Annotated in this window: 24 protein-coding genes; 11 read left to right on the top strand and 13 right to left on the bottom strand. The window is 69.6% G+C overall.

Going from position 1 to position 22885, the window contains the following annotated elements:
* Window positions 1-89: 89 nt before the first annotated feature.
* Complete coding sequence (locus ACE3QW_RS05670; RefSeq protein ID WP_374250780.1) at window positions 90-815, bottom strand: arylesterase; 726 nt, start codon at window positions 813-815, stop codon at window positions 90-92.
* Here ACE3QW_RS05670 and ACE3QW_RS05675 point away from each other — a divergent pair.
* The 11 genes from ACE3QW_RS05675 to ACE3QW_RS05725 all read left to right on the top strand — a co-directional run bounded on the left by ACE3QW_RS05675 (window position 814) and on the right by ACE3QW_RS05725 (window position 10939).
* Window positions 814-1533: an ABC transporter ATP-binding protein gene (locus tag ACE3QW_RS05675; RefSeq protein ID WP_374250782.1), complete on the top strand. Its 720-nt coding sequence runs from the start codon at window positions 814-816 to the stop codon at window positions 1531-1533. The genes ACE3QW_RS05670 and ACE3QW_RS05675 overlap by 2 nt on opposite strands.
* On the top strand, window positions 1530-4076 hold the full coding sequence (locus ACE3QW_RS05680; RefSeq protein WP_374250783.1) for an ABC transporter permease: 2547 nt from the start codon (window positions 1530-1532) through the stop codon (window positions 4074-4076). The genes ACE3QW_RS05675 and ACE3QW_RS05680 overlap by 4 nt, the downstream gene beginning before the upstream one ends.
* Window positions 4077-4267: 191 nt before the next feature.
* Complete coding sequence (locus ACE3QW_RS05685) at window positions 4268-4768, top strand: Spy/CpxP family protein refolding chaperone (RefSeq protein WP_250165447.1); 501 nt, start codon at window positions 4268-4270, stop codon at window positions 4766-4768.
* Window positions 4768-5079, top strand: a complete 312-nt coding sequence (locus ACE3QW_RS05690) for a GCG_CRPN prefix-to-repeats domain-containing protein (protein WP_038192807.1) — start codon at window positions 4768-4770, stop codon at window positions 5077-5079. Before ACE3QW_RS05685 ends, ACE3QW_RS05690 begins: the two co-directional genes overlap by 1 nt.
* Before the next feature lie 110 nt (window positions 5080-5189).
* Window positions 5190-5444 carry a GCG_CRPN prefix-to-repeats domain-containing protein gene (locus tag ACE3QW_RS05695; RefSeq protein ID WP_250165448.1) on the top strand — a complete coding sequence of 85 codons (255 nt, stop codon included), beginning with the start codon at window positions 5190-5192 and terminating at the stop codon, window positions 5442-5444.
* 130 nt (window positions 5445-5574) lie between these two features.
* Window positions 5575-6918, top strand: coding sequence for a DUF3422 family protein (locus ACE3QW_RS05700; RefSeq protein ID WP_250165449.1), 1344 nt, complete (start codon window positions 5575-5577; stop codon window positions 6916-6918).
* Window positions 6919-6954: 36 nt separating this feature from the next.
* Window positions 6955-7785 (top strand): alpha/beta hydrolase, encoded by an 831-nt coding sequence (locus tag ACE3QW_RS05705; RefSeq protein WP_029556260.1) that lies wholly within the window; start codon window positions 6955-6957, stop codon window positions 7783-7785.
* A 31-nt stretch (window positions 7786-7816) separates the two neighbouring features.
* A complete protein-coding gene (locus tag ACE3QW_RS05710) occupies window positions 7817-8455 on the top strand; it encodes an MBL fold metallo-hydrolase (RefSeq protein WP_284145295.1) in 639 nt (212 codons plus the stop codon).
* A 33-nt stretch (window positions 8456-8488) separates the two neighbouring features.
* A complete protein-coding gene (locus tag ACE3QW_RS05715; RefSeq protein WP_374250784.1) occupies window positions 8489-9196 on the top strand; it encodes a DUF1045 domain-containing protein in 708 nt (235 codons plus the stop codon).
* Window positions 9193-9807, top strand: a complete 615-nt coding sequence (locus ACE3QW_RS05720; protein ID WP_374250785.1) for a chloramphenicol acetyltransferase — start codon at window positions 9193-9195, stop codon at window positions 9805-9807. Before ACE3QW_RS05715 ends, ACE3QW_RS05720 begins: the two co-directional genes overlap by 4 nt.
* A gap of 145 nt (window positions 9808-9952) precedes the next feature.
* Window positions 9953-10939 (top strand): SIS domain-containing protein, encoded by a 987-nt coding sequence (locus ACE3QW_RS05725; RefSeq protein WP_029556264.1) that lies wholly within the window; start codon window positions 9953-9955, stop codon window positions 10937-10939.
* Between the two features lie 69 nt (window positions 10940-11008).
* Here ACE3QW_RS05725 and ACE3QW_RS05730 read toward each other — a convergent pair whose 3' ends face one another.
* The 12 genes from ACE3QW_RS05730 to ACE3QW_RS05785 form a co-directional block, all read right to left on the bottom strand.
* Window positions 11009-11797, bottom strand: a complete 789-nt coding sequence (locus ACE3QW_RS05730) for an N-acetylmuramoyl-L-alanine amidase (RefSeq protein WP_374250786.1) — start codon at window positions 11795-11797, stop codon at window positions 11009-11011.
* The gene (locus tag ACE3QW_RS05735; protein WP_374250787.1) at window positions 11797-12501 is read right to left on the bottom strand and encodes a TerB family tellurite resistance protein; all 705 of its coding nucleotides are present in this window, start codon (window positions 12499-12501) and stop codon (window positions 11797-11799) included. Before ACE3QW_RS05735 ends, ACE3QW_RS05730 begins: the two co-directional genes overlap by 1 nt.
* Before the next feature lie 102 nt (window positions 12502-12603).
* Window positions 12604-13452 (bottom strand): quinoprotein dehydrogenase-associated SoxYZ-like carrier, encoded by an 849-nt coding sequence (locus ACE3QW_RS05740; protein WP_374250788.1) that lies wholly within the window; start codon window positions 13450-13452, stop codon window positions 12604-12606.
* An 87-nt stretch (window positions 13453-13539) separates the two neighbouring features.
* Window positions 13540-14133, bottom strand: a complete 594-nt coding sequence (locus tag ACE3QW_RS05745) for a PQQ-dependent catabolism-associated CXXCW motif protein (protein ID WP_374250789.1) — start codon at window positions 14131-14133, stop codon at window positions 13540-13542.
* A gap of 8 nt (window positions 14134-14141) precedes the next feature.
* Entirely contained in the window at window positions 14142-15035 is an 894-nt protein-coding gene (locus ACE3QW_RS05750) for a substrate-binding domain-containing protein (RefSeq protein ID WP_374250790.1), read from the bottom strand.
* On the bottom strand, window positions 15007-15549 hold the full coding sequence (locus ACE3QW_RS05755) for a c-type cytochrome, methanol metabolism-related (RefSeq protein WP_029556270.1): 543 nt from the start codon (window positions 15547-15549) through the stop codon (window positions 15007-15009). Before ACE3QW_RS05755 ends, ACE3QW_RS05750 begins: the two co-directional genes overlap by 29 nt.
* A gap of 250 nt (window positions 15550-15799) precedes the next feature.
* Window positions 15800-17605, bottom strand: a complete 1806-nt coding sequence (xoxF5, locus tag ACE3QW_RS05760; RefSeq protein WP_029556271.1) for a lanthanide-dependent methanol dehydrogenase XoxF5 — start codon at window positions 17603-17605, stop codon at window positions 15800-15802.
* 352 nt (window positions 17606-17957) lie between these two features.
* On the bottom strand, window positions 17958-18932 hold the full coding sequence (locus ACE3QW_RS05765; RefSeq protein ID WP_374250791.1) for a quinoprotein relay system zinc metallohydrolase 2: 975 nt from the start codon (window positions 18930-18932) through the stop codon (window positions 17958-17960).
* 1 nt (window position 18933) lies between these two features.
* Window positions 18934-19674, bottom strand: coding sequence for an ABC transporter ATP-binding protein (locus ACE3QW_RS05770; RefSeq protein ID WP_029556273.1), 741 nt, complete (start codon window positions 19672-19674; stop codon window positions 18934-18936).
* Window positions 19643-20404, bottom strand: coding sequence for an ABC transporter permease (locus ACE3QW_RS05775; protein WP_374250792.1), 762 nt, complete (start codon window positions 20402-20404; stop codon window positions 19643-19645). Before ACE3QW_RS05775 ends, ACE3QW_RS05770 begins: the two co-directional genes overlap by 32 nt.
* Entirely contained in the window at window positions 20401-21426 is a 1026-nt protein-coding gene (locus ACE3QW_RS05780) for an ABC transporter substrate-binding protein (RefSeq protein ID WP_374250793.1), read from the bottom strand. The genes ACE3QW_RS05775 and ACE3QW_RS05780 overlap by 4 nt, the downstream gene beginning before the upstream one ends.
* Before the next feature lie 159 nt (window positions 21427-21585).
* Entirely contained in the window at window positions 21586-22830 is a 1245-nt protein-coding gene (locus tag ACE3QW_RS05785) for a phenylacetate--CoA ligase family protein (protein ID WP_374250794.1), read from the bottom strand.
* Between the last annotated feature and the right edge of the window lie 55 nt (window positions 22831-22885).

Consider the following 22885-nt stretch of genomic DNA (forward strand, 5'->3'; position numbering starts at 1 on the left):
GCGAAATCTAGAATCGTGACTATGGATTGGTCAAGACCTGATCGGCCTAGGTCAAATTGATGAAATAGTAAGCAAAAGATCGGTGCCCGTTATCGCGCCGCCGTTTCCCGGGCACGCACCACCAATTGCTCCGCCGTGGGCAGGATGCCGGCGACGATGCGGTCCACGCCTTCGGGCGTGGGATGGAGCCCGTCCGGCAGGTTCAGCGCCCGGTCGCCGGCGATGCCTTCGAGGAAGAAGGGATAGAGCAGCACGCCCTCGGCTTCGGCGATGTCCGGGAAGATCTTGTCGAACGCCTCGCGGTAGGGCCGGCCCATGTTGGGGGCCGCCTTCATGCCAGCGAGGAGCACCGTGATGCCGCGCTTGCGCAGCCGCTGGACGATCTCGGTGAGCGCCTTGCGCGTCACCGCCGGGTCGAGCCCGCGCAGCATGTCGTTGGCGCCCAGCTCCACGATCACCGCGTCCGTGCCCTGCGGCACCGACCAGTCGAGGCGGGCGAGCCCCTGGCTCGCGGTCTCGCCGGAGACGCCGGCATTTTCCACCTTCACGTCCAGCCCCTTCGCCCTCAGCGCGGCTTCCAGCCGGGCGGGAAAGGCGGCGGTGCGCGGAATGCCGTAGCCGGCGGTCAGGCTGTCGCCAAAGGCGACAATACGCAGCGGTGCCGCCGCCGCCCCTGACGCGAACGTGAAGACGAGGAAAGCGGCGATCAGCCCCGTCACCGCCTTAAATGACAGGTCCCATGGGGCAACCGGCAGGTCTCTCTTTCCTCCCTGCCCGACCCCACGCAGCACCGGACGCACGGCAAACCCTGGCATGGACGATATTTCCTCTCCGCTTCGCACCATCGCGCTGAAGCATGTGGACCTTTCCCTCGGTACGGGGGCGGCCCGGGTTCATGTCCTGAAGGACATCTCTGTCGAGATCGGGGCAGGCGAGGCGGTGGGCCTCGTCGGGCCGTCGGGGTCCGGCAAGTCGACGCTGCTCATGGTGATGGCCGGGCTGGAGCGGGTGGATTCGGGGCAGGTGAACGTCGCCGGCACGGACATCACGCGCCTCGGCGAGGATCCGCTGGCGCGCTTCCGTGGCCGGCATGTGGGCATCGTCTTCCAGTCCTTCCACCTCATCCCGACCATGACCGCGCTGGAGAACGTGGCGGTGCCGCTGGAACTCGCCGGCCGCGCCGACGCCTTCGACCGCGCGCGGCAGGAACTCGCCAATGTGGGCCTCGCCGAGCGGGCGCAGCATTATCCGGGCCAGCTCTCCGGCGGCGAGCAGCAGCGCGTGGCGCTGGCCCGCGCCCTCGCCCCCGAGCCGCCCATCCTTGTCGCCGACGAGCCCACCGGCAATCTGGACGAGGCCACCGGCCGGCAGGTGATGGACCTCATCTTCTCCGTCCACCGGGCGCGCGGCACGACGCTGGTGCTCGTCACCCATGATGCGGCACTGGCCCACCGGTGCAGCCGCGTGCTGCGCCTGCGCTCGGGGGTGATCGAGGAGGACAGCAGGTCCGGCCTCGAGGTGGTCGCCCGATGAGCCGTGCTTCTTCGCGGCTTCCCGTGCCGCTGCGTCTCGCCCTGCGTGAACTGCGCGGTGCGCGGCGGGGCTTCGGCATCTTCCTCGGCTGCCTCGTGCTGGGCGTTACCGCCATCGCCGGCATCGGCTCTTTCGCCGGTGCCCTCACCCAGGGGCTGGAGCGGGAGGGCCGCGCCATCCTTGGCGGCGACGCCGGCTTCAGCGTCGTGCAGCGGGAGATGACGGCGGACGAGCGCGCCAGCCTCGACCGCCACGGCACCCTCGGCTCCGTCGCTCTTCTGCGCGCCATGGCCCGGACCGAGGCGGGCGATGCCTCCCTCGCCGAGGTGAAGGCGGTGGACGGCACCTATCCCCTCGTCGGCACGGTCGGCCTCGATCCGCCTATGCCAGTCGCCGATGCGCTGAAGGAGAAGAACGGCTTATTCGGCGCCGCCGCCGATCCGGTGCTGCTCGGCCGGCTCGGCGTGAAGACCAGGGACCGCATCCGGCTGGGCGATGCCACCTTCGAGGTTCGCGCCACGCTCACCAGCGAGCCGGACAAGCTCTCCTCCGGCGTCGGTCTCGGCGCCCGCCTCCTCATCTCCCAGGCCGCGCTCCCGGCCACCGGCCTCATCCAGCCCGGCAGTCTCGTGCGCTGGAGCTATCGCCTGCTGCTGGACAATCCCGCCCCGGAGAACCTGAAGGCGGTGATGGGGGAGGTGCGCGAGCCCATGGGCCGCGCCGGCTTCGAGGTGCGCACCCGCGACGGCGCGACGCCCCAGCTTGCGCGCAATGTGGGGCGCATCAGCCAGTTCCTCACTCTCGTGGCGCTCACCGCGCTGCTGGTGGGCGGGGTGGGCGTCGCCAATGCGGTGTCGAGCCATCTCGCCGGCAAGCTGGAGGTCATCGCCACCCTGAAAGCGGTGGGCGCGACCCGCCGCGACGTGTTCCTCACCTATGGCGCGGAGATCGGCCTCATCTCCGCCTTCGGAATCGTGCTCGGCCTGATTCTGGGTGCGGCGCTACCCTTCGCCGCCACCGCTGCCATCGGCGCGCTCGTGCCGTTTCCCCTCGATCCGCAGCTCGATTGGGCGGCGCTGGCGCGAGCGGCGCTCTACGGGCTAGTGGTCGCCGCCGTGTTTTCGGTGATCCCGCTGGCGCGGGCGCAGGAAGCCCGGGTTTCGGCCCTGTTCCGGGACGGCATCGGCGAGATGCGGCGGCGCATTTCCCTGCCCTATCTGCTGCTCGTCGGCGGCCTCGGCGCGGCGCTGGTGGTGCTCGCCCTTTTCACCTCCGACGACAAAAGGGCCGCCGCGATCTTCCTCGCCGCGGCTGCCGCCGTGTTCGTGCTGCTGCGGCTGGTCGCCTCCGGCCTCATGGCCCTCGCCCGGCGGGCTCCTCGGCCGCGCGGCGCGGCAGCGCGCCTCGCCCTCGGCAACATCCACCGGCCCGGCGCGCTCACGCCTTCGGTCGTGCTCTCGCTGGGGCTGGGCCTGTCGCTGCTGGTGGGCATCTCGCTGGTGGACGCCAGCCTCAACCGCGAACTGAACGGTCCCGTGCGGGAGAATGCGCCGAGCTTCTTCTTCGTCGACGTGCCGAACAGCGAGGAAGCCGAATTCCGCGCCTTCCTCGCCGAGCAGGCGCCGGGGGCGGTGGTGAAGTCCGTGCCCATGCTGCGCGGGCGCATCACCCATGTGAAGGAGATCCCCGCGGAAGAAGTGAAGCCCCGCCCCGATGCCGCCTGGGTGTTGCAGAGCGACCGCGGCATCTCCTCCTCCGCCACCGTGCCCGAGGGCTCCACCGTGGTGGCCGGGAAGTGGTGGACGGGAGACGAGACCGAACCCCTCGTTTCCTTCGACAGCGAACTGGCCGCCGGCCTCGGCCTCAAGCTCGGTGACACGGTGACGGTGAGCGTGCTGGGCCGCAGCGTCACCGCCCGCATCGCCAACCTGCGACAGGTGAAGTGGGAGCGGCTCGGCATCAATTTCGTCATGGTGTTCTCGCCCGCGACCTTCGCCGGCGCGCCCTATACGGTGCTCGCCACCCTCGCCTTCCCGGATGGCGGCGACACGGCGCGGGAGATCGCGCTGCTCAAGGCCATGGCCGCGCGCTTCCCCGCCATCACCACGGTGCGGGTGAAGGAGACGCTGGAGGAGGCGCAGCGGATGCTGGACAACCTCTCCCTCGGCATCCGCGCGGCCAGCCTCGTCACCCTCATCACATCGGTCCTGGTGCTGGCCGGGGCGCTCGCCGCCGGGCGCGAGCGGCGCATCTATGATGCGGTGATCCTCAAGACGCTGGGCGCCACCCGTGGCCGGCTGACCCTCGCCTATGGCCTCGAATACGCTGGCCTCGGCCTCGCCACCGCCATCGTCGCGGCGGCGGCGGGCACGGCGGCGGCCTGGGGTGTGGTGACGCAGGTGATGGACATCCCCTTCACCTTCGCCCCCCTTCCCGCCCTCGGCGCAGTGGTGGCGGCGCTGGCGGTGACGCTGGTGGTCGGGCTGCTGGGTACCCTTCGGGCACTTTCGGCGCCCCCTGCGCGGGTGCTTCGACACCTTTAGCCAAGTATTTGACGGTACGTTATTCTTCGCCGGCTCCACGAAATATTTACCGGCATTCGTGGAGGAATGGTACCAAACTGCACCGCGTCGACGCCTCGCGAATCGGCGCGGCCCCGGATGCGCGCCGCTTCCGGCACGATCCCGGACAGACCGGCCGGCACTCCGCCGGACCGCACAGGGAGCAAAAGAACATGCGCTCTTTCCGTCAGTTCGCCCTCGCCTCGGCGACGGCCGTGGCCCTCGGCACGGTCTTCGCGGGCGGCATCGCGGCCGCCCAGCCGGCGCCCGCCGCTCCCACCGACGCCGCGCCCTACACGGCCGAAGACGCCGCGGCCGTGCTCGACGCCCGCCTCGCCGCGCTGAAGACCGTGCTGCGCCTGACCCCCGACCAGGAGAAGCTCTGGCCGCCGGTGGAAGCCTCCATCCGCGACGCGGTGAAGGGCGCCATCGAACGCCGCGAGAAGCGCCTCTCCGCCCCGCCGCCGGCCACCGTGCTGGACGTGCTCGCCAACGTCGCCACCGCCGAACAGGCCCGCGGCAAGGCGCTCGCCAACTTCGTCGAGGCGGCCAAGCCCTTCGTCGCCTCGCTGACCCCGGCCCAGCGCAACCGCATCCCCACCTTCCTCGGGGTGCATGACAACGGCCAGCAGCCCAACACCTCCGAGCTGTGGATCTTCGAGGAGGAGGAGTGATGCGCGCGCTGACACTTCTCGCCCTCGCCGCCCCGGCGCTCGGCGCCCTCGCCGCTCCGGCGGCCGCCTTCCCGCTGCCGCAGGCGCCTGAGGTCGCGACCGTCCAGACCGTGGCCGGCGGCTGCGGCGTCGGTTTCCATCGCGGCCCGTGGGGCGGCTGTCGCGGCAATGGTGCGGTGTATGTGGCCCCGCACGCGGTCGTCGTGGCGCCCCGTCCGGTCGTGGTCGCGCCCGGCCCGGCAGTGGTCGTGCCCGCGCGTCACTGCTGGTGGCGTGCCGGCCCCTACGGCTCGGTCCGCGTGTGCAACTGAGGCGCCGCTGAAGCGTTACTCCAGGGCGGCGGCTGGACCGCCGCCCTGCCCATCGCGTCGTAAAACGGCGGCGGGCACGCCGCTTCGCTCTCGGCAACAGGAGAGACATCATGCGCAAACAGATCCTGATCGCCGCCGCCGCAGCGGGCTTTCTCGGGCTCGGCACCGGCGTCGCCGCCGCCTTCCCGGCGCCCCAGCCGCTCGATCGGCTCGCGACGGTCCAGACGGTCGCTGGCGGCTGCGGCATCGGCTGGCACCGTGGCCCCTGGGGTGGCTGTCGTCCGAACTACTGGCGGCCGTATTGGGGGCCGCGCTATTGCTGGTGGCGCCCCGGCCCGTGGGGCCCCGTGCGCGTCTGCCGCTGAGGCAGACCAGCGCCTCACCTCGGTGCAGGCACACCTCTTGCCGCCCGGTGCGACCACAGGGCGGCCGCCGAACGCTTGATCGGACGGCGCCGCCGTGCAAGCACGGAAAAAACGGGAGGGGAGCGCCATCATGACCAAAGGCGAGGCGGATCTCGTCATCGGCGAAGGGCGGGCGCTCGGCGCCCACCCCTTGCGCGCGGCCATCCTGAGGGAACTGCATGCGCGCCCCTTCGTGCCGGTCTCGGCACCGCGCCGCATGCTCCATGCCGCCTTCCTGCTGGATGCGGCGGGCGCCCAGTCCGACCGCGCCGCGCTCGCGGCGCTGTGCAACGCCCGCGGGCTGCCGGCCCCGGCGCCGGGGGCGAAATATCATCACGTCTCCTTCGGCGGCGCCGAGCTGCGCTGGGAAAGCCACGCGGAATTCTGCACCTACACCTGGGACCTGCCCTCCCTTGACCTTGCGGAGGGGGGCCTGCCGTTCCAGCCGCCGGCGACCACCCTCGCCAGCCCCTTCGGCGAAGTGCCGCAGCCCGGTCCGCTGCTGGTGGCGGTGGATCTGCACCTCCTGCGGGACACCGCCGAGGACTTCTTCCTCGAAAAGGTGTTCGACCGCTCCAGCCTCGCCCGCGCGGACGTGAGCGACGGCTTCGCCGAGATCGCCACCGACTTCATGGCCGATCCCTCCGGCTTCGTGCGCATCCTGGTGCGCGACCGCGGCCTCGGCGCCGACGCATGCGGCGCGCTGGTGCAGCGGGTGCTGGAGATCGAGACCTACCGCACCCTCGCCCTTCTCGGCCTCCCGGAGGCGCAGCGCCTCGCGCCCGAGGTGGCCCGCATCGAGCAGCGGCTCGCCGGCTCGGCCACCGAAATGATGTCGGCCAAGGGCCTTTCCGACAACAACCGCCTGCTGGACGAACTGGTGGCGCTGGCCGCCGAGCTTGAGGCGGGGGCCACCGCCTCCCTGTTCCGGTTCGGCGCCAGCCGCGCCTACATGGAGATCGTGCGGCTGCGCCTTGCGACCATCCGCGAGATGTCGGTGCCGGGCTTTCCCACCTGGCAGCAGTTCCTCGACCGCCGCATGGCGCCGGCCATGCGCACCTGCTTCACGCTGGAGGAGCGGCAGGACAAGATCGCCCAGAAGCTCGCCAACGCCGCCGACCTGCTGCGCACCCGCGTGGACGTGGAGCTGGAGCAGCAGAACCGCGACCTGCTCACCTCAATGAACGACCGCACCCGCCTGCAGCTGCGCCTGCAGCGGACGGTCGAGGGCCTGTCCGTCGCGGCGATTTCCTATTATGTCGTCAGCCTCGTGCACCACCTCGCCGAGGGCATCCACGAGAGCGGCGTCGACGCCAGGATGCTCGGCATCCACATCGACGTGGGGCTGGTGACGGCGGCCGCCGTGCCGCTGGCGCTCTTGGGCGTGTGGTCCGTGGTGCGACGCATCCGCAGCGCCCACGGCGACGGGGATTGAACGACGGGGATCCAAAAGAGTTTAGGGGGAGGGCTGATGGACCACGAGGTCGAATACAACAACCGTGCCCGCGTGCCGGACCATCCCGCCATCTTCGAGCGCTGGGCGCACAGCTCGGCCGCCATGCGCGGGGCAGCGGTGGCGGCCGACCTCGGCGTACCCTACGGCTCCGGCCCGCGGCAGATCCTCGACATCATCTGGCCGGGTACCGACCGGCAGGCGCCGGTGGTGCTGTTCCTCCACGGCGGCTACTTCCAGTCTCTACACCCGCGCGATTTCACCTTCGCCGCGGCCGGGTGCCTCGCCCATGGCGTCGCCATGGCGTTCGCCGGCTATGACCTCGCGCCGCTGGTGCCGGTGGGCACCATCCTCGCGCAGGCGCGGGCCGCGGCCATCACCCTCTACCGCCTCGTCGGCCGGCCGCTGGTGGTGTGCGGCCATTCCGCCGGCGGGCACCTCGCCGCGGCGCTGGCCGCCACCTCCTGGCGGGAGATCGATGTGGACACGCCGGACAATCTCATCCCGTCCGGTCTCGGCATCTCCGGCGTCTATGAGCTTGAGCCGCTCGTCCCCACCTCCATGAACAAGGCGCTGCGCCTCGATGCGGAGGAGGCCCGGCGCCTCTCCCCCGCCTCCTGGCCGGTGCCGGCGGGACGCAGCTTCGATGCCTTCGTCGGCGGGGCCGAGAGCGCGGAATTCCTGCGGCAGGCCCATGACCTCGCCGCGAGCTGGCGCGCCAAGGGCGTGGCCGCGCAGGCTTTCGACGTGCCGGGCGCGAACCACTTCACGGTGGTGGATACGCTCGCTGATCCCTCCTCGCACATGGTGCGCCGGCTGGTGGAGATGGCCCGCGCCATCTCCCAGTGACCAGCACACGACACGCCAGAACGGACCTTTCATGCAGCCCATCCAGATTGCCGTCGTGCCCGTCACGCCGTTCGAGCAGAACTGCTCCATCCTGTGGTGCACCAAAACCATGAAGGGCGCGGTGATCGACCCCGGTGGCGATCTCGACCGCATCCGCGCCGCCATCGCCGAGACCGGCGTGACCATCGAGAAGATCCTGCTCACCCACGGGCACGTGGATCACGCCGCCGGCGCTGCTGAACTGGCGGAAAGCCTCGGCGTGAAGGTGGAAGGCCCGGGCGCGGCGGACCAGTTCATCATCGACGACATCCCGCGCATGGCCGAGAAATACGGCATCGAGGGCGCCCGTTCGGTGACGCCGGACCTCTATCTGAACGAGGGCGACACGGTGAGCGTGGGGGACGTCTCGCTGGAGGTGCTGCACGTGCCGGGGCATACGCCGGGGCACATGGTGTTTGTCCACCGCCCGGTGGGCCTCGCCATCGTCGGCGATACCCTGTTCCGCGGCTCGGTGGGGCGCACGGACTTCCCCTATGGCGATCCCGATCTGCTCATCAAGGGCATCAAGGAAAAGCTGCTGCCGCTCGGCGACAACATGGTCTGCCTTCCCGGTCATGGTCCTGTCACGAGCATCGGCGACGAGAAGGCGCATAATCCCTTCCTGCGCTGACCATCCGAGCACCCACTCTTCAGGAGACCGCCCGTGACTGCCGCCCGGCGCTACGCCGTCTACCTCGCCCCGCCCGCCGATGGCGCCCTCTGGCGCTTCGGCTCGGCGGCGCTCGGCTATGACGCGGAGACGGGCGCCGCGCTGGCTGCTCCCGACATCGCCGGCTTCGATGCGGCGGCCTGGCATCAGGCGACCGCCGAGCCCCGCCGCTACGGCTTCCACGGCACGCTGAAGGCGCCGTTCCGGCTCGCGGACGGCGCGTCCGAGGACGATCTGGCGCAGCTCATGGCCCGCTGCGCCGCCGGCCATCATGCCTTCGAGATGCCGCCGCTGGAGGTCCGCGCCATCGGGCCGTTCGTGGCGCTGGTGCCGGCCGTTCCGTCGCCCAAGCTCGAAGACCTCGCCCGCTCGGCGGTGCTGGAGCTGGATGGCCTGCGCGCCCCGCTCTCGGCCTCGGAGATCGCGCGGCGCAAGCCCGACCGGCTCTCCGCGCGGCAGCTCGGCTATCTGGAGGCCTATGGCTACCCATACGTCCTCGACGAATTCCGCTTCCACATGACGCTGACCGGTCCGCTGCCGGAGCCGGAGCGGGTTCAGGCGCTGAACGCGCTCACCGCCGCCTTCGCCGCCAGTGGCGCGGACGTGCCGGCGACGATCACGGACATGGCGCTCTACGTGCAGGAGCCCGGGGCGCCTCAGTTCCGGCTCCTGCGGCGGTATCCGCTGGGAGCCACCCAATGAAGCAGCTCGGTGAGACGCCGCTCATCGATCCCACGGCGCAGGTCCGTGCCTCCACCCTCGGCCGCTACACCGAGGTCGGTCCGCGCACCAAGCTGCTCGAAGTGGAGATGGGCGATTACTCCTACGTGGTGAACGATTCCGACATCGCCTATGCGCGCATCGGCAAGTTCTGCTCCATCGCCGCCATGACCCGCCTCAATCCCGGCAACCACCCGACGTGGCGGGCCTCCCAATCCCATTTCCTCTATCGCGCCTCCGCCTATTTCCCCGGCGAGGAAGACGAGACGGATTTCTTCCAGTGGCGGCGCGACCAGCAGCTGACCATGGGCCATGACGTGTGGATCGGCCACGGCGCCGTGGTGCTGGCCGGCCGCAGCATCGGCACCGGGGCCGTGGTGGCGGCGGGCGCGGTGGTGTCGAAGGACGTGCCCGCTTATGCCATCGTCGCCGGCGTGCCGGCGCGCCTCGTGAAGTGGCGGTTTCCCGAGGAGATCGCCGCGCGCCTCCAGGCGCTCGGCTGGTGGGACTGGCCCCACGCGCAGCTCCGCGCCGCCTTGCCGGATTTCCGCAGCCTCCCCATCGAGGCCTTTCTCGAGAAATACGAAGGCTGAAGGCCGCGCCTTTAGCCAACCCGATACCGCCGCCGCCCCGCCGCTCCCCTTCGGCGCGGAAGGGTGCTAATCATCGCCGATGATGCGTTCTCCGGTGAACAAGACTCCCGCCGACGGCGATCCCGAGGGTCCCGGCGGTTCCGACATGCCGCCCGTCCCCCATATCCATCCCGCGTCCGTGGTCTCGGCGCTGGCGACCCTCGATGCCGAAAAGGCCGGGCTCGAAGCCCTCGCCAAGGCCATGGCCGGCCCGCTCGGCGCCGCCTTCGACGTGGCGGTGGCGACCATCCAGAATTCCCACGGCCGGGTCATCATCACCGGCATGGGCAAGAGCGGGCACGTGGCGCGCAAGATCGCCGCGACGCTCGCCTCCACCGGCACGCCGGCCCACTATGTCCATCCCGCCGAGGCAAGCCACGGCGACCTCGGCATGATCACCACCGACGATGTGATCGTCGCCTTGTCGTGGTCCGGCGAGACAGTGGAACTGCGCGATCTCGTGGAATATTCGCGCCGCTTCGACGTGCCGCTGATCGCCTTCACGTCCAATCCCACCAGCGCCCTCGCCTCCTCGGCCAGCGTGGTGCTGAACCTGCCGGTGGCGCAGGAGGCCTGCCCGCACGGGCTCGCCCCCACCACCTCCACCCTCATGCAGCTGGCGCTGGGCGACGCGCTGGCGGTGGCGCTGCTGCAGAGCCGCGGCTTCACCGCGCTCGATTTCCGCCAGCTCCATCCCGGCGGCAAGCTGGGCGCCAGCCTGAAATTCGTGCGCGACGTGATGCGCGCGGGCGAGGCCCTGCCGCTCGTGCAGAGCGGCACCAAGATGGGCGCGGCGCTGGTGGAAATGAGCGCCAAGGGTCTCGGCTGCGTCGGCGTGGTGGCTCAGGACGGGGCGCTCGCCGGCATCGTCACTGACGGTGACCTGCGCCGCCACATGGCCAACGACCTCGCCGCCCGCACGGTGGACGAGATCATGACCCCGGCCCCGCGCACGGTGCGGCCGGACCAGCTCGCCTCCGAGGCGCTGAACATCCTGAACGCGCGCAAGATCACCGCGCTACTGGTGGTGGAGGACAGGGCGCCCGTGGGCGTGCTGCATATCCACGATCTGCTGCTCACCGGCATCGCCTGACCGAACGGGCACGCGCCCGTTCAAGCCCGCGCGGCGATGGAGCGAAGCGGCACGGCATCCCGCGTCGCCTCAGGCCACCGGGATCGCCTTGTCCGGCCGGGTGGCGATCAGGTTGCGAAGGGTGAGCAGGGTCGAGGCATCCGCCACCCCATCCACCTGCGAGGGGCGGAAATGGCGCTGGAAGGCGGCCACCACCTCGGCCGTCGCCGCGTCATACGCGTCATCGAGAGCAATGCCGTAGCCATACCACGCCAGCATGGCTTTCAGCGCCGCCACTGGCTCCCCCGCATCGCCCGGCATGAAGAACCGCCCCCCGGTGATGTGCGCCTCCGGCACCAGATGGCCGACGCCCGCCGCGTGGAGGACGCCCCACGGAAACCGCTCGCCGGGATCGCGCTTGCGCGCCGGGGCGATGTCCGAATGGGCGAGCACCCGGTCGGCACGGATGGCGTGGCGGGTGATGATGTCCTGCGACAGGGCGATCACCCGCGCGATCTGCACATCCGGGAAGGGCGGCAGGCCGAAATCGTGGCCGCCATTGACGATCTCGATGCCGATGGAGCGGGAATTGGTATCAGTGATGCCTTCCCACGAGGACAGCCCCGCGTGCCAGGCCCGCGCGCCCTCCGCCACCATCTGCACGATGCTGCCGTCCTCCCGGATGACATAATGGCAGGAGACCTCGGCCGCCGGCGTCCGCAGCAGCTCGATGGCCGCATCGGCGCTGCCCATGCCAGTGTAGTGCAGGACCAGCATGTCGATGCTTGAGCGGCGCTCGCCGAAATTCGGGGAGGGAACAAGCGTATCCACCAGCGCCGAATCGGAGGCGACAAGTTCGGGGGCGGCGGGCGCGTCCATCACAGGCCCCTCTGTCGGGCGATGGTGGAATAGGCGGCATTGAGCGCCGCCACCCGATCATTGGCGAGCTTGATGGCGGCGGGTGGCAGGCCACGGCCGGCGAGCCGGTCGGGATGGTGGGTCGAGACCAGCGCGCGCCAGTGCGCCTTCACCTCGTCGTCGCTGGCGCCGGGGTCGAGATCGAGCACGGCATAGGGATCGCCCGGACGGCGCACATGGCGCGCCTCGATGCGTTCATAGGCCAGTCCCTCGAAGCCCAGGATGCGGGCGACCTCGGCGAGGAAGACGAGCTCCTTGTCATGCAGGGCATGGTCCGCCTTCGCCACGTGGAACAGCGCGTCCATGAGGTCTTCCCGCGTGTCCGGCGCGTCGGCGAACAGGTCCGCGACCTGATGGGCGTAGGCCTCGAAGCCGGCGGTATCCTGCTTGGCGAGATTGTAGAGCCGCGCCACCGCGTCGAGATCCTCGGGCGGGATGTCGAACACCTCGCGGAAGGCCTCCACCTCGGCCGGCACCACCACGCCGTCGGCCTTGGCCATCTTGGCGGACAGCGCAATGAGGGCGATGGAGAAGGCGGCAGGCTTGGGCGCGGGAGCGAGCAGAACGCGGTCGATCACATGGCCCGCCAATGCCCCGAGCAGGGCACCGAGCGGCCCCCCCAGCGCAAATCCCACACCTGCCCCGCCGATGAGACCGTAAGCCACCTGATCCTCCGCATCCGCTCCGGCGGAGCTAGAGCAGGGATGCGGCGCCGGCAAGGCGTGGGACGGAATGACGAGGCGAAGGATGCCCTAAAGCGTCGGGGCTCAGCTCCCGTTGCCCGGGAAGGTCCGGGCGAAGATCTTGCCCTCCGTGTCCTCGGCGCGGACCGAAACCGGGGCTGCGGAGGGGGTGAAGCTGAAGCGGAAGGTGGGGTCCTCGCTGATGGAGATGCCGCCCTCCATGGCGAAGATGAGCTTGGCGCCCTGCTTCACCTGAACCTCGCGCACGAACCATGCCGGCGTGTAGCCGCGCGTCGCCTCGTCCATCTGCAGGCCGGAGAAATTGGGATGGCGGATCTGCACCTGCGCCTCCGCGCGGCCGGAATCGGCAAAGGACCGGAATCGGATCTCGCCGAGCTTGGCGATGCTCTCCGCCGTGTCCTTGGTCGCCGGCGCGGAGCAGCCGCCCGCTGCCTTCACATAAGCCTTCGTCATGATGAGGGCGCCGTCGCTGGTCTCGGCCACGGCGCGCACCCAGCTGTAGGAATTCACCCGCACCCGCACGGAGAGCGAGAAAGTGCGGATGCCGTCGCCGAAGGCGAATCGGCCGGCCACAGGCGACGGGTTCTCGTCGATGATGAGCGTCACCGCCTTCAGCGTGCGCGGATCGTCCTTGGGCAGTTCGAGCGCGAGGGTGAGGGGCACGAGGGCGGCATCCTCCGCCCGGCCCGGCGCGTCGATCCGCACCGCATTGCCGGCGTCGCTGATCTTGGCCGAAGGGAAGATATCGCCGCGGATGGACGACCATGTGGCTTCCGGCCTGTCGGGGTCGGCCTGCGCGGACTCGGCGGCGGCGGGGCTGGCGAACACAATGGCCAGCGGCATTGCCGAGAGTAGAGCCGCGAGCACGGCCCCCGTGGTGCCGGCGGAACAGCGCAGGGATAAGCGCTTCATGGCATTGCCTCCCAAGAGTCGGTCATGGCCGTGTCGGCCTTATTGTCCGCGCCGCGTTTGCCGGCGACGCACGGGTCGGGTTCCGCCCTAGGGGCGCGGCTGCGCCGCTTCCAGCGGAAGCCCGGCTTCGCCCCAGCCGTCTACGCCGGTGGGAAACCAGGATACGTCCGTGTAGCCATAGGCGAGGGCGCGCTTGGCGGCGTTCCACGACATCCAGCAATCACGCTGGCAGAAAATCACAAGCGGCGCATTCACATCGCCGCGGGTGACGGCGGAAAGGCCGGCGCGGAAATAGCTTTCGGTCTCCGCATTGAGCGCGCCGAAGCCCACATTGGGCAGCCACATGGCACCCGGAATGGTGGAATGGGGCTGGTCCCGCCACAGCGTTCCCGCCGGCAGGCCCGCCGGCTTGGGCGGGCGCGGCAGCACGTCCACGAAGGCGACTCCGCCCTTGCGCCACAGCTCGGCCGCAGCGGCAGCATCGAGCACGCGGGCGCCATGGAGCGTCGCCGGCACCGGCGCACGATAGGCGTCCAGCCGGTAGCCCTCGGGCTCTGCCGGTGGAGCAGCGGTCGGGGCGGAAGGGGCGGCGACGGGCTGAGCAAGGGCCGGCATCGCCAGCAGGCAGAGCCCGCCCAGCACAGCGATCGCAAGGCGGCTGCTCCGGCCCGCTCCCTGCATCGTCCGGCTCACTGGCCCGGCGTCCCGGCGTGCGGCGCGATGGGCTGGCCGTCCTCGTCCAGAAGCGGGACGTGATAGGCGACGAGCACCTTCTCGATGTCGTCGGCGCGCTTGCGCAGCACGGTGTTCAGCGTCTGCTTCCAGATGTGGTCGGTGGGGCGGACGCCCATGGTGATTCGGTAGGCCAGCGCCGGGCGGGGTGCCTCCTTCACCAGCGGGATCACCTTGAGTGGCGTCGCTGACCGCGCCGCGAAATAGCCGGCCGAGGGGCCCCAGAGCAGGCCGCCGTCGATCTCGCCGGCATTGAGGCTGGCAAGCATCTCCTCGGCCGGGGAGGCATAGCGCCGGTCCACGAGGAGCGAATAGGTGCGGGCGTTGCCGATGAGCCCCAGTTCAAGAAGGTGGTCGGCCGGCGGGGTCGCGGCGATGACGCCGAGTTTCGCCGTCTTGAGCTTCGGATCGGACAATTGGGTCACGCCGTCGAGCGGACCGCCGGCCTTCACCACCAGCACGAACACCGATTCGTAATAGGGGTTGGTGTGCAGGACGAGGTCGGCACCGGCCACATAGCCGATGATGACGTCGCACAGGCGACGGCCCAGCGAGTTGCGCACGAAACCGGGGCCCTGCGGCATCAAATAATAGCGCAGGGGCAGCTTGAGCTCGTCGGCGACGATGGCCGCGATCTTGTTCTCGAATCCCTCACCGACGGAATTCGAGAACGGCATGTTGGCGGGATCGGCGCACACCCGGAGGGCATCCGCCGAGACCTGGTCTGGAATCTGCTGCCCACCGGCCCCCGAAGGGCTGAGCAGCAGGATGGCGGCGAGGGCTGCCGTCGCAAGCGACGCCAGCAGGGGCGCGAACCGTTCCCTACTCGCCGAGGCAGGCCTTCTCGGCATCGGCAATCTCCTTCGACTTGTCGTCCCGCTTGGCGGGGCGGACGCGGCCCAGAGCGTCGGTGGAGCGTGCGCGCAGATAGACGTAGAGGTCGTCGAGGTAGCACATCACGTTCTTGTTCAGGCCAAACGACGGCATCACCCGGTCGTTGCCGTTGCTCAGGTTCTGGCGGCCGCCGACGACCACTTCGCTGAACTGGTCGAAGTTCATCGTCTTCAGCGAGTCGGCGAGGGCCGGGGCGTAGGTGGAGCCCATGCCGTCCGGGCCGTGGCAGACGTGGCACTCGGCGTGGTAGCGGCGGTAGCCGGAATAGGTCAGCCAGTCCACCTGGCCATCGGGCTTGATGTTGTAGGTGGGCGCGCCGTCGACGTCGTAATAGCGGCCGCCCTCCTCCTTCACCGGCTTGGGGTCCGCCGGCTTGGTGGTCTCGGCGCGCGAGGCGGTGCTGCCGAGGGCGAGCGAGAAGGCGGCGAGGAAGAATGCGCCGGCGCGGGTCAGGGTGAGCGAGGAAACCACACGATCTCTCCAAAACGACTGACGAAGGGCGAAGACGGGCCCTGGGGGGCTGGGCGCATCCGTCTCCGGTTTCGCAAGGGGCCGGGCCGCGAAAATCCCGCATCGGCGGGCGCGAGCGCCGGGCGCAGGTTCCCGTTCCGGCTCTGGCCGGCGGGGCATTCCCTGCTGTGAAAAGGATCGGGCCGGCGGGGGTCTCCCCAAGCCGGCCCGACTGCGCATGCGAGATGCGCCTGGCCTTAACGCCGCCCGATCATTGCGGGATGGCGAAGACCGTCAGCTGACCGCCGAGGGCGGTGTAGTTGCTGAGGGCCGCATAGCCACCCACCGCGCCGAGGCCGGCGTTCGGGTCGGTCAGTCCGGCCGCGAGGCCGATGCCGGCCCAGCCGCCGACACCCGAGAGCACAGCCACATACTGCTTGCCCTTGTGGGTGTAGGTCATGACGTTGCCGATGATGCCGGACGGGGTCTTGAACTTGTAGAGTTCCTTGCCCGTCTTGGCGTCGACCGCCTTCAGGTAGCCTTCGAGGGTGCCGTAGAACACCACGCCGCCGGCAGTGGAGAGAGCGCCGGACCACACGGAGAACTGCTCCGGGTTGGACCACACGATCTTGCCCTGCTTGGCGTCCCACGCGATGAAGTTGCCCATGCCGCCATGGCTGCCGGGAGCCGGGAACATGGAGAGCGTGGCACCCACATAGGGCTGGCCGGGGGTGTAGCTGACGCGGAACGGCTCGTAGTCCATGCACACATGGTTGGTGGGCACGTAGAACAGGCCGGTGTCAGGCGAGTAGGACGCAGGCTGCTGGTCCTTGGTGCCGAGTGCCGCCGGGCAGATGCCGGTGGAGTTCACATCTTCGCCGTTCTGCTCGGTGGAATACTTGGCCACGACCAGCGGACGACCATAGGTCGGGCTGTTCTTGTCCATGTCCACCTTCGAAGCCCAGTTCACCGCCGGGTCGAACTTCTCGGCCACGAGCAGCTCGCCGGTCTTGCGGTCCAGCGTGTAGCCGAAGCCGTTGCGGTCGAAGTGCACCAGCGTCGGGCGGGTCTGTCCGCCGATCTGCTGGTCGGCGAGGATCATCTCGTTGATGCCGTCATAGTCCCACTGGTCGTGGGGCGTCATCTGATAGACCCACTTGGCGACACCGGTGTCGGCGTCACGGGCGAAGATGGTCATGGACCACTTGTTGTCGCCCGGGCGCTGCTTCGGGTTCCAGGTCGAGGGGTTGCCCGAGCCGTAATAGATCAGGTTGAGCTGCGGGTCGTACGAATACCAGCCCCAGGTGCAGCCGCCGCCGGTCTTCCACTGGTCGCCCTGCCAGGTGGCGAGGGACGAATCCTTGCCCACGGGCTTGCCGAGCGCAGTGGTCTTCTCGTCGAACAGGATCTGGCTGTCCGGGCCGACGGAATAGGCGCGCCACGCCTGCTTGCCGGTGTTGATGTCGTAGGCGGTGACGTGGCACTGCACGCCGAACTCGCCGCCGGAGATGCCCACGAGGACCTTGTCCTTCACCGGCATCACGGTGGCGGTGTTGGTCTCACCCTTCTTGGGATCGCCGTTCACCACCGACCAGGCCACCTTGCCGGTCTTGGCGTCGAGCGCCACGACCTTGGTGTCGGCCTGATGCAGGAACACCTTGCCGTCGGCATAGGCGAGACCGCGGTTCACCGTATCGCAGCACATCACCGGAATGACGGTGGGGTCCTGCTTCGGCTCGTACTTCCAGATGATCTTGCCTTCGTTGTTGAGGTCGAGGGCATAGACGATGTTCGGGAAGGGCGTGTGGACATACATGATGTCGCCCACGACCAGCGGAGAGCCCTCATGGCCGCGCAGCACGCCCGTGGAGAAGGTCCAGGAGACCTGGAGCTTGTTCACGTTGTCGGTCGTGATCTGCTTGAGCTTGGAATGGCGGGTGTTGGCGTAGTCGCCGGTCTGGAGAACCCACTGGTTGGGGTCCTGGGTAAGCTTGAGAACACTGTCATTCGCGCTGGCGGGCGCGCCGAAAAATACGGTTGCCGCCGCCGTGGCGGTCAAAACCAAAAGACGTCTCATCCGGGCTTCCTCCGATGGATGCGGGTCCGCCTCCACGCGCATGTGGAGCGGGAAACGCACTGAGCGTTTGTTTTCGCCTTGGGGGACTCCATCTACTTCGGCAGCGTGTCACGACCGGCGTGATGCCCTGAAGCCTTGCGGTGACAAGTGCGTCCCGCAGGCCTGCGAACCAACCCCGCGTTCCCCGCACGGAGCTGTTGAAGCCGAAGCTGTGAGGAACGTAAGCAATGTTTTCGCCCAAGGCAATACGCCAAATGTCCGGTTGACGAGGCGATTTATACTGCAAGCGCGAAGTTGCCCTACGTAATTTTGCAGCGCAGCAATATTCGCGTTCGGCTGCGGCTGCGCGGCCCTATTCCCATTCCAGCTCGTGATAGGCCGACGTCGCGTTGCGGGCGTTGAAGTCGTCGAACAGCTTCCAGTCCGGCGCCTCCTCGCGACCAGCCGCGCGGGCCGCCTCGGCCATGGTGCCGCCGGCCTTGACCGTGGCACGCACGTCGGCGACGAGGCGTTTGAGATAGCGCTCGGTGGGCGCCGCAGCGTCCGGCCAGGGGGCGGAGGCGGGACCGTGGCCCGGCACCACGCGGGCCGCGGGCCGGCGCTTCATCTCCTCCAGGAGGGCGATCCAGCCCAGGGCCTTGCCGTCGAGGGCGGGGACATGCCCCAGGAAGAGAAGATCGCCGAGGAACCAGGTGCTCGTCTTTTCGTCGAATACCGTGAGGTCGGTGGCGGTATGGGCGGTCGGCCACGCCTCGAGGCGCAGCGGACGCTCCCCGAGATCGATGCTGCGCACCTTGTCCACGGTCTCGTCGGGCAGGATCACCCGCGTCCCCTCCGCCGCCTCCGGGCCGATGAGGCGCTCGGTGGCGGAAAGGTAGGAAGAGGCGCGGGCGGAGAGCGCCTCCGGCAGGTTGTGATGGCCGATGAAGGTCACGCCCGGCCCCACGAACGCGGCATCCCCGAGCACGTGATCGGGATGCATGTGGGTGTTGATGACATAGCGGATCGGCAGCGTCGTCCGGGCCCGGATGGCCGCCTTCAGCGCCTCCCCCGCCGCCTTGCTGCCGCCGGTGTCGATCACCGCCACGGCATCCTTGCCGACGACGAAGCCGGCATTGCCGACGAAGCCGAGATTCTTCGGCAATGCAAGGGCATAGGGTGCCTGATGGACGAAGACGCCAGGGGCGATCTCGCTCACCGCGAACGGCTCCGGCTGCGCTTGCGCTGCAGTTGGAATCGCGCCCACCAGCAGCGCCGCGAGCGCCGCGCCTGCGGCCACGCGCTGCACCGTCTGGGGCTTGCAGCCATGGGCTCCGGAACGCTCCATCTCACCCCTCCCGCAGCAGAGGAAAGCGCGCAGCCAGCGCCGCCCGCTCGGCCTCGATCCATGGACCATCGCGCATGGCTCGCGGCAAGGCGAGACACACCTCCTCGACGACGTGGGTGGGCCGTGGCGCCAGCATAACCACGCGGTCGGCCAGCTCCAGCGCCTCGCGCACATTGTGCGTCACCATGAGCACGCTGGTCCCGCCGTCCGCCGCCAGCGCCACGTAGCGGCGCAGCTCTGCGGCGGCCTGGGCATCGAGGGAAACGAAGGGCTCGTCGAGCACCAGAAGGTCCGGCTCCAGCGCCATGGCGCGCGCCAGCGACACCCGCCGGGCGAGGCCCAGCGACAGCTCGCCGGGATAGCGCGCCGCATGGGCCGAGAGGCCGAAGCGCGCGATCAGCGGAGCGAGGTCCATGGCCCGGCGCGCCTTCGGCAGCACGAGGCGGATGTTCTCCTCCACCGTGCGCCACGGCAGAAGACGCGGTTCCTGGAAGGCGACGCCGATGGAAAGGGTCGCGGGATCGGGCTTCACCTCGCCCTCGAAGGCGCGGTCGAGCCCGGCGAGGATGCGCAGCGTCGTCGTCTTGCCGCAGCCCGAGGGGCCGATGAGGCAGACGAATTCGCCCCTGCGAAGGGCGAGCGTGATGCCGCACACGGCCTCCATCCCGGTCCCGTCGGGCCGCCGGTAGGTCTTGGCGCGGATGACCGCCTCAATGAGCGGAGAGGCGCCAGCGTCGGACATGGGCTTCATAGGGCTGCAGCACGCCGTATTCGATGGCCAGCATGACCGCCATGAAGGCCAGCGAATAGCCGAGCACGGCGGTCACGTCGAACAGCTGGAAATAGACCGAGATGGCGTAGCCGACGCCGTTGGGGCGCCCCAGCAACTCCACCACGAGCACGATCTTCCACACCAGCGCGAGGCCCGAGCGCGCCGCCCCCGCGAGATGCGGCTGCAACTGCGGGATCAGCACGTGGCGCAGCCGGTCCATGGGCGACAGGCGGAAGGCGCTCGCCATCTCATCGAGTTCCGGGGAGAGCGCGCGGGTGCCCTCGCGCATCAGCACCGCCACGGTCGGAATCTTGTTGAGCGCCACGGCGAGCACCGCCGCCGCCTCGGTGAGGCCGAGCCAGATGTAGCAGAGCACGGTAATGACGAGGGCGGGCGTGTTGAGCAGAACGATCACCCAGGTATCGAAGGCCGTGTCGAGTCTGCGCGAGCGGCCGAGCCCGACGCCGATGGCGCAGCCCAGCGCCATGGCCACCACGAAGGAGACGACGACCCGCCCGAGCGTGATGGCGATGTTGGAGACAAGATCGCCCCCGGTCGCCTCACGCGCGATGAAGGCGAACACCGCATGCGGCGCCGGAAGGGACCGGCTGTGCGCCAGGGTCGCCGTGATCTCCCATGCCAGCAGCAGCAGGACGAGCGAGGCCGCCCGCGCCGCGGTGCCCGAGGACAGGAGCTTCATCGCGCCGCCGGCGCCTGGAAATAGAGGTCCGCCGGCAGGCGCGTGGCGCTGCCCACCAGCTTCGTTCCGCCGAGCTTCACCAGAACGGCATAGAGCTGCGCGGCAAGCGTCTGCTCCTCGGCAAGCGACAGCCGGGGGATGCCGGCGAGGAAGCCGCGCCGCAGCGCCTCGAAGGTGGCTTCGTCGCCCGCCTGCATCTGCGCCCGCGCCGCCGCCCAGCCGGGCCCGGAGCGGGCGGGATCAGGATCGGCCAGCGCCGTCTTGGTGGCGCGGGAGGCGGCGGCGAAGGCGGCGACCGTACCGGGGTTCGCACGGGCGAAGGCGCCGTCGAACACGTAGCCTACCAGCGTCGGCTCATGGGCGAGGCCGAAGCCCTTCACCATCTCCTCCACGGTGAGCATCTGCCGGAAGCCCTTGGGCTCCAGACGCGCGGCGAAAGTCCAGTAGATCAGCGCCGCGTCGAGATGGCCGGCCTCAAGTTCGGCGGCAAGCAGGGGCGGCGCGGCGAACACCGGCTGGGCGGCCGTCTGGAGATCGAGGCCGGCCTTCTCCTGCGCCGTCGCCTTGAGCATGAGCCAGCTTTTGTCGAGCGGGCCGCCGGCGACCCCCAGCCTCTTGCCGGCGAGGTCCGCGACGGAGCGGATGGGGGAGCCCTTGGGCACCATCACCGCCCCTTCCGAGGAGGAGAAGGGGATGTAGACGAGATCGCGCCCGTCCGCCTTTACCCGCGCCGCCCAGAGCAGATCGCTGACGATGGCATCCGCCGCCCCCGCCATGAAGGCGACGCGGCCGGCGTCATTGTTGGCATAGCGGGTGACCTCGAGCGTCACGCCATTGGCCGCATCGAGCCCCAGCGCGCCCATGGCCGCGATTTCCCAAGCGGCCGAGCCGAATTGCAGGATGCCGAGGCGGATGGGCGGCAGCGCGGCACGCGCGGGAGAGAACGGCCCGCCGGCAAGCGCGACGGCAGCGCCGTACAGCGCGGCGCCCGAGAGCGCCAGCAGGCGGCGGCGCGTGAGCATGGCCTTCCTCCCGAAATCCTCCGGCCGACGCCGCGCCCGCGACCCCGCCCGATGCGCCGCCACTGTGGCGACGCCGGGAAGAAGTGTCCATAACGATCTGAAACAAAAGGGCTTTTCTGAGAGGAATTTAAGAAAGTCGGAAAGGGAAGAGTTCCCGCCTCACACCGGACGGCGGTCCTCGATGGTCTTGGCGTCAGCGGGCAGCGTGCCGGGCGAGAGCACGACGAGCCGGCCGCGCAGCTTGGTGGCGGAGCGGATGTCCTCCAGCAGGGCATCCTGCGAGAGCGCGGCGGCGTCCGCCACCTCGATCTCCAGGGCCATGTCGTCCTGATCGCCCGCGCGATCCACCACGAGGCGGGCCCTCGCCACGGCCGGATGCTTCTTCACCGCCGCCTGAACCTGCACGGGATGCACGAACATGCCGCGGATCTTCGTGGTCTGGTCGGCGCGGCCCATCCAGCCTTTCAGGCGGATGTTGGTGCGCCCGCAGGGGCTGGTGCCCGGCATCACGGCGGAGAGGTCGCCGGTGGCGAAGCGCACGAGGGGATAGTCAGGCTCGAACAAAGTGACGACCACCTCACCCACCTCGCCCACGGCCTCCACCGGATCGCCGGTGCCGGGGCGCAGAATTTCCACGAGGCAGCCCTCGTCGACGATCATGCCGTCCTCGGCCTCGCTCTCATAGGCGACGAGGCCGAGGTCGGCCGTGCCGTAGCACTGGCGGGCGGTGATACCGGCGGCCTTCAGCTCGGCCCGATGGACCGGCAGGAAGGCCTCGCCCGACACCAATGCCTTGGTGAGGCAGGAGATGTCGGTGCCGGTCTCCCGCGCCTTGTCCACGAGGATCTTCAGGAAGGAGGGTGTGCCGCCGTAGCCCTGCGGGCGGATGTCGGCGATGGCGCGCAATTGCTGGTCGGTCTGGCCGACGCCGGCCGGCACCACGGCGCAACCCAGCGCATGGGCGCCACTCTCGATCATCGAGCCGGCGGGGGTCAGGTGATAGGAGAAGGAATTGTGCACGATGTCCCCGGCGCGGAAGCCGGCCGCGAACAGGCCGCGGGCGAAGCGCCAGAAATCGGGGCCATGACCCTCCACGTCATAGATGGGGCCGGGCGACATGAAGATGCGGGCCAGCCTGCCGGGCGGCGTCGCGTTCAGCCCGCCGAAGGGATAGTTCCTCGGCTGGATCTCAAGCAGATCCGACTTGCGGGTGACGGGCAGCTGCGCCAGCGCCGCCCGCGTGGTGATGGCGGCCGGGTCCACGTCCTTGAACAGTGCGGCGAAATAGGGAGCCTTCGCCTTGGCGTGGGCAACCTGCGCGGCGAGCGCCTGCATCAGCGCCTGCTCGCGCGCTTCGGGATCGCGGGTCTCGCTGGCGTCGTAGTGGCGGTTCGGATCGGTCATGGTGTCTTCCTGTCCCGCGCCCTGTCCCTTTTGGTGCCGTCATGGCCGGGCTCGT

Origin of the sequence: Xanthobacter sp. (genome assembly GCF_041911315.1) — a bacterium.
In the GTDB taxonomy this organism is placed as follows: domain Bacteria; phylum Pseudomonadota; class Alphaproteobacteria; order Rhizobiales; family Xanthobacteraceae; genus Xanthobacter; species Xanthobacter aminoxidans.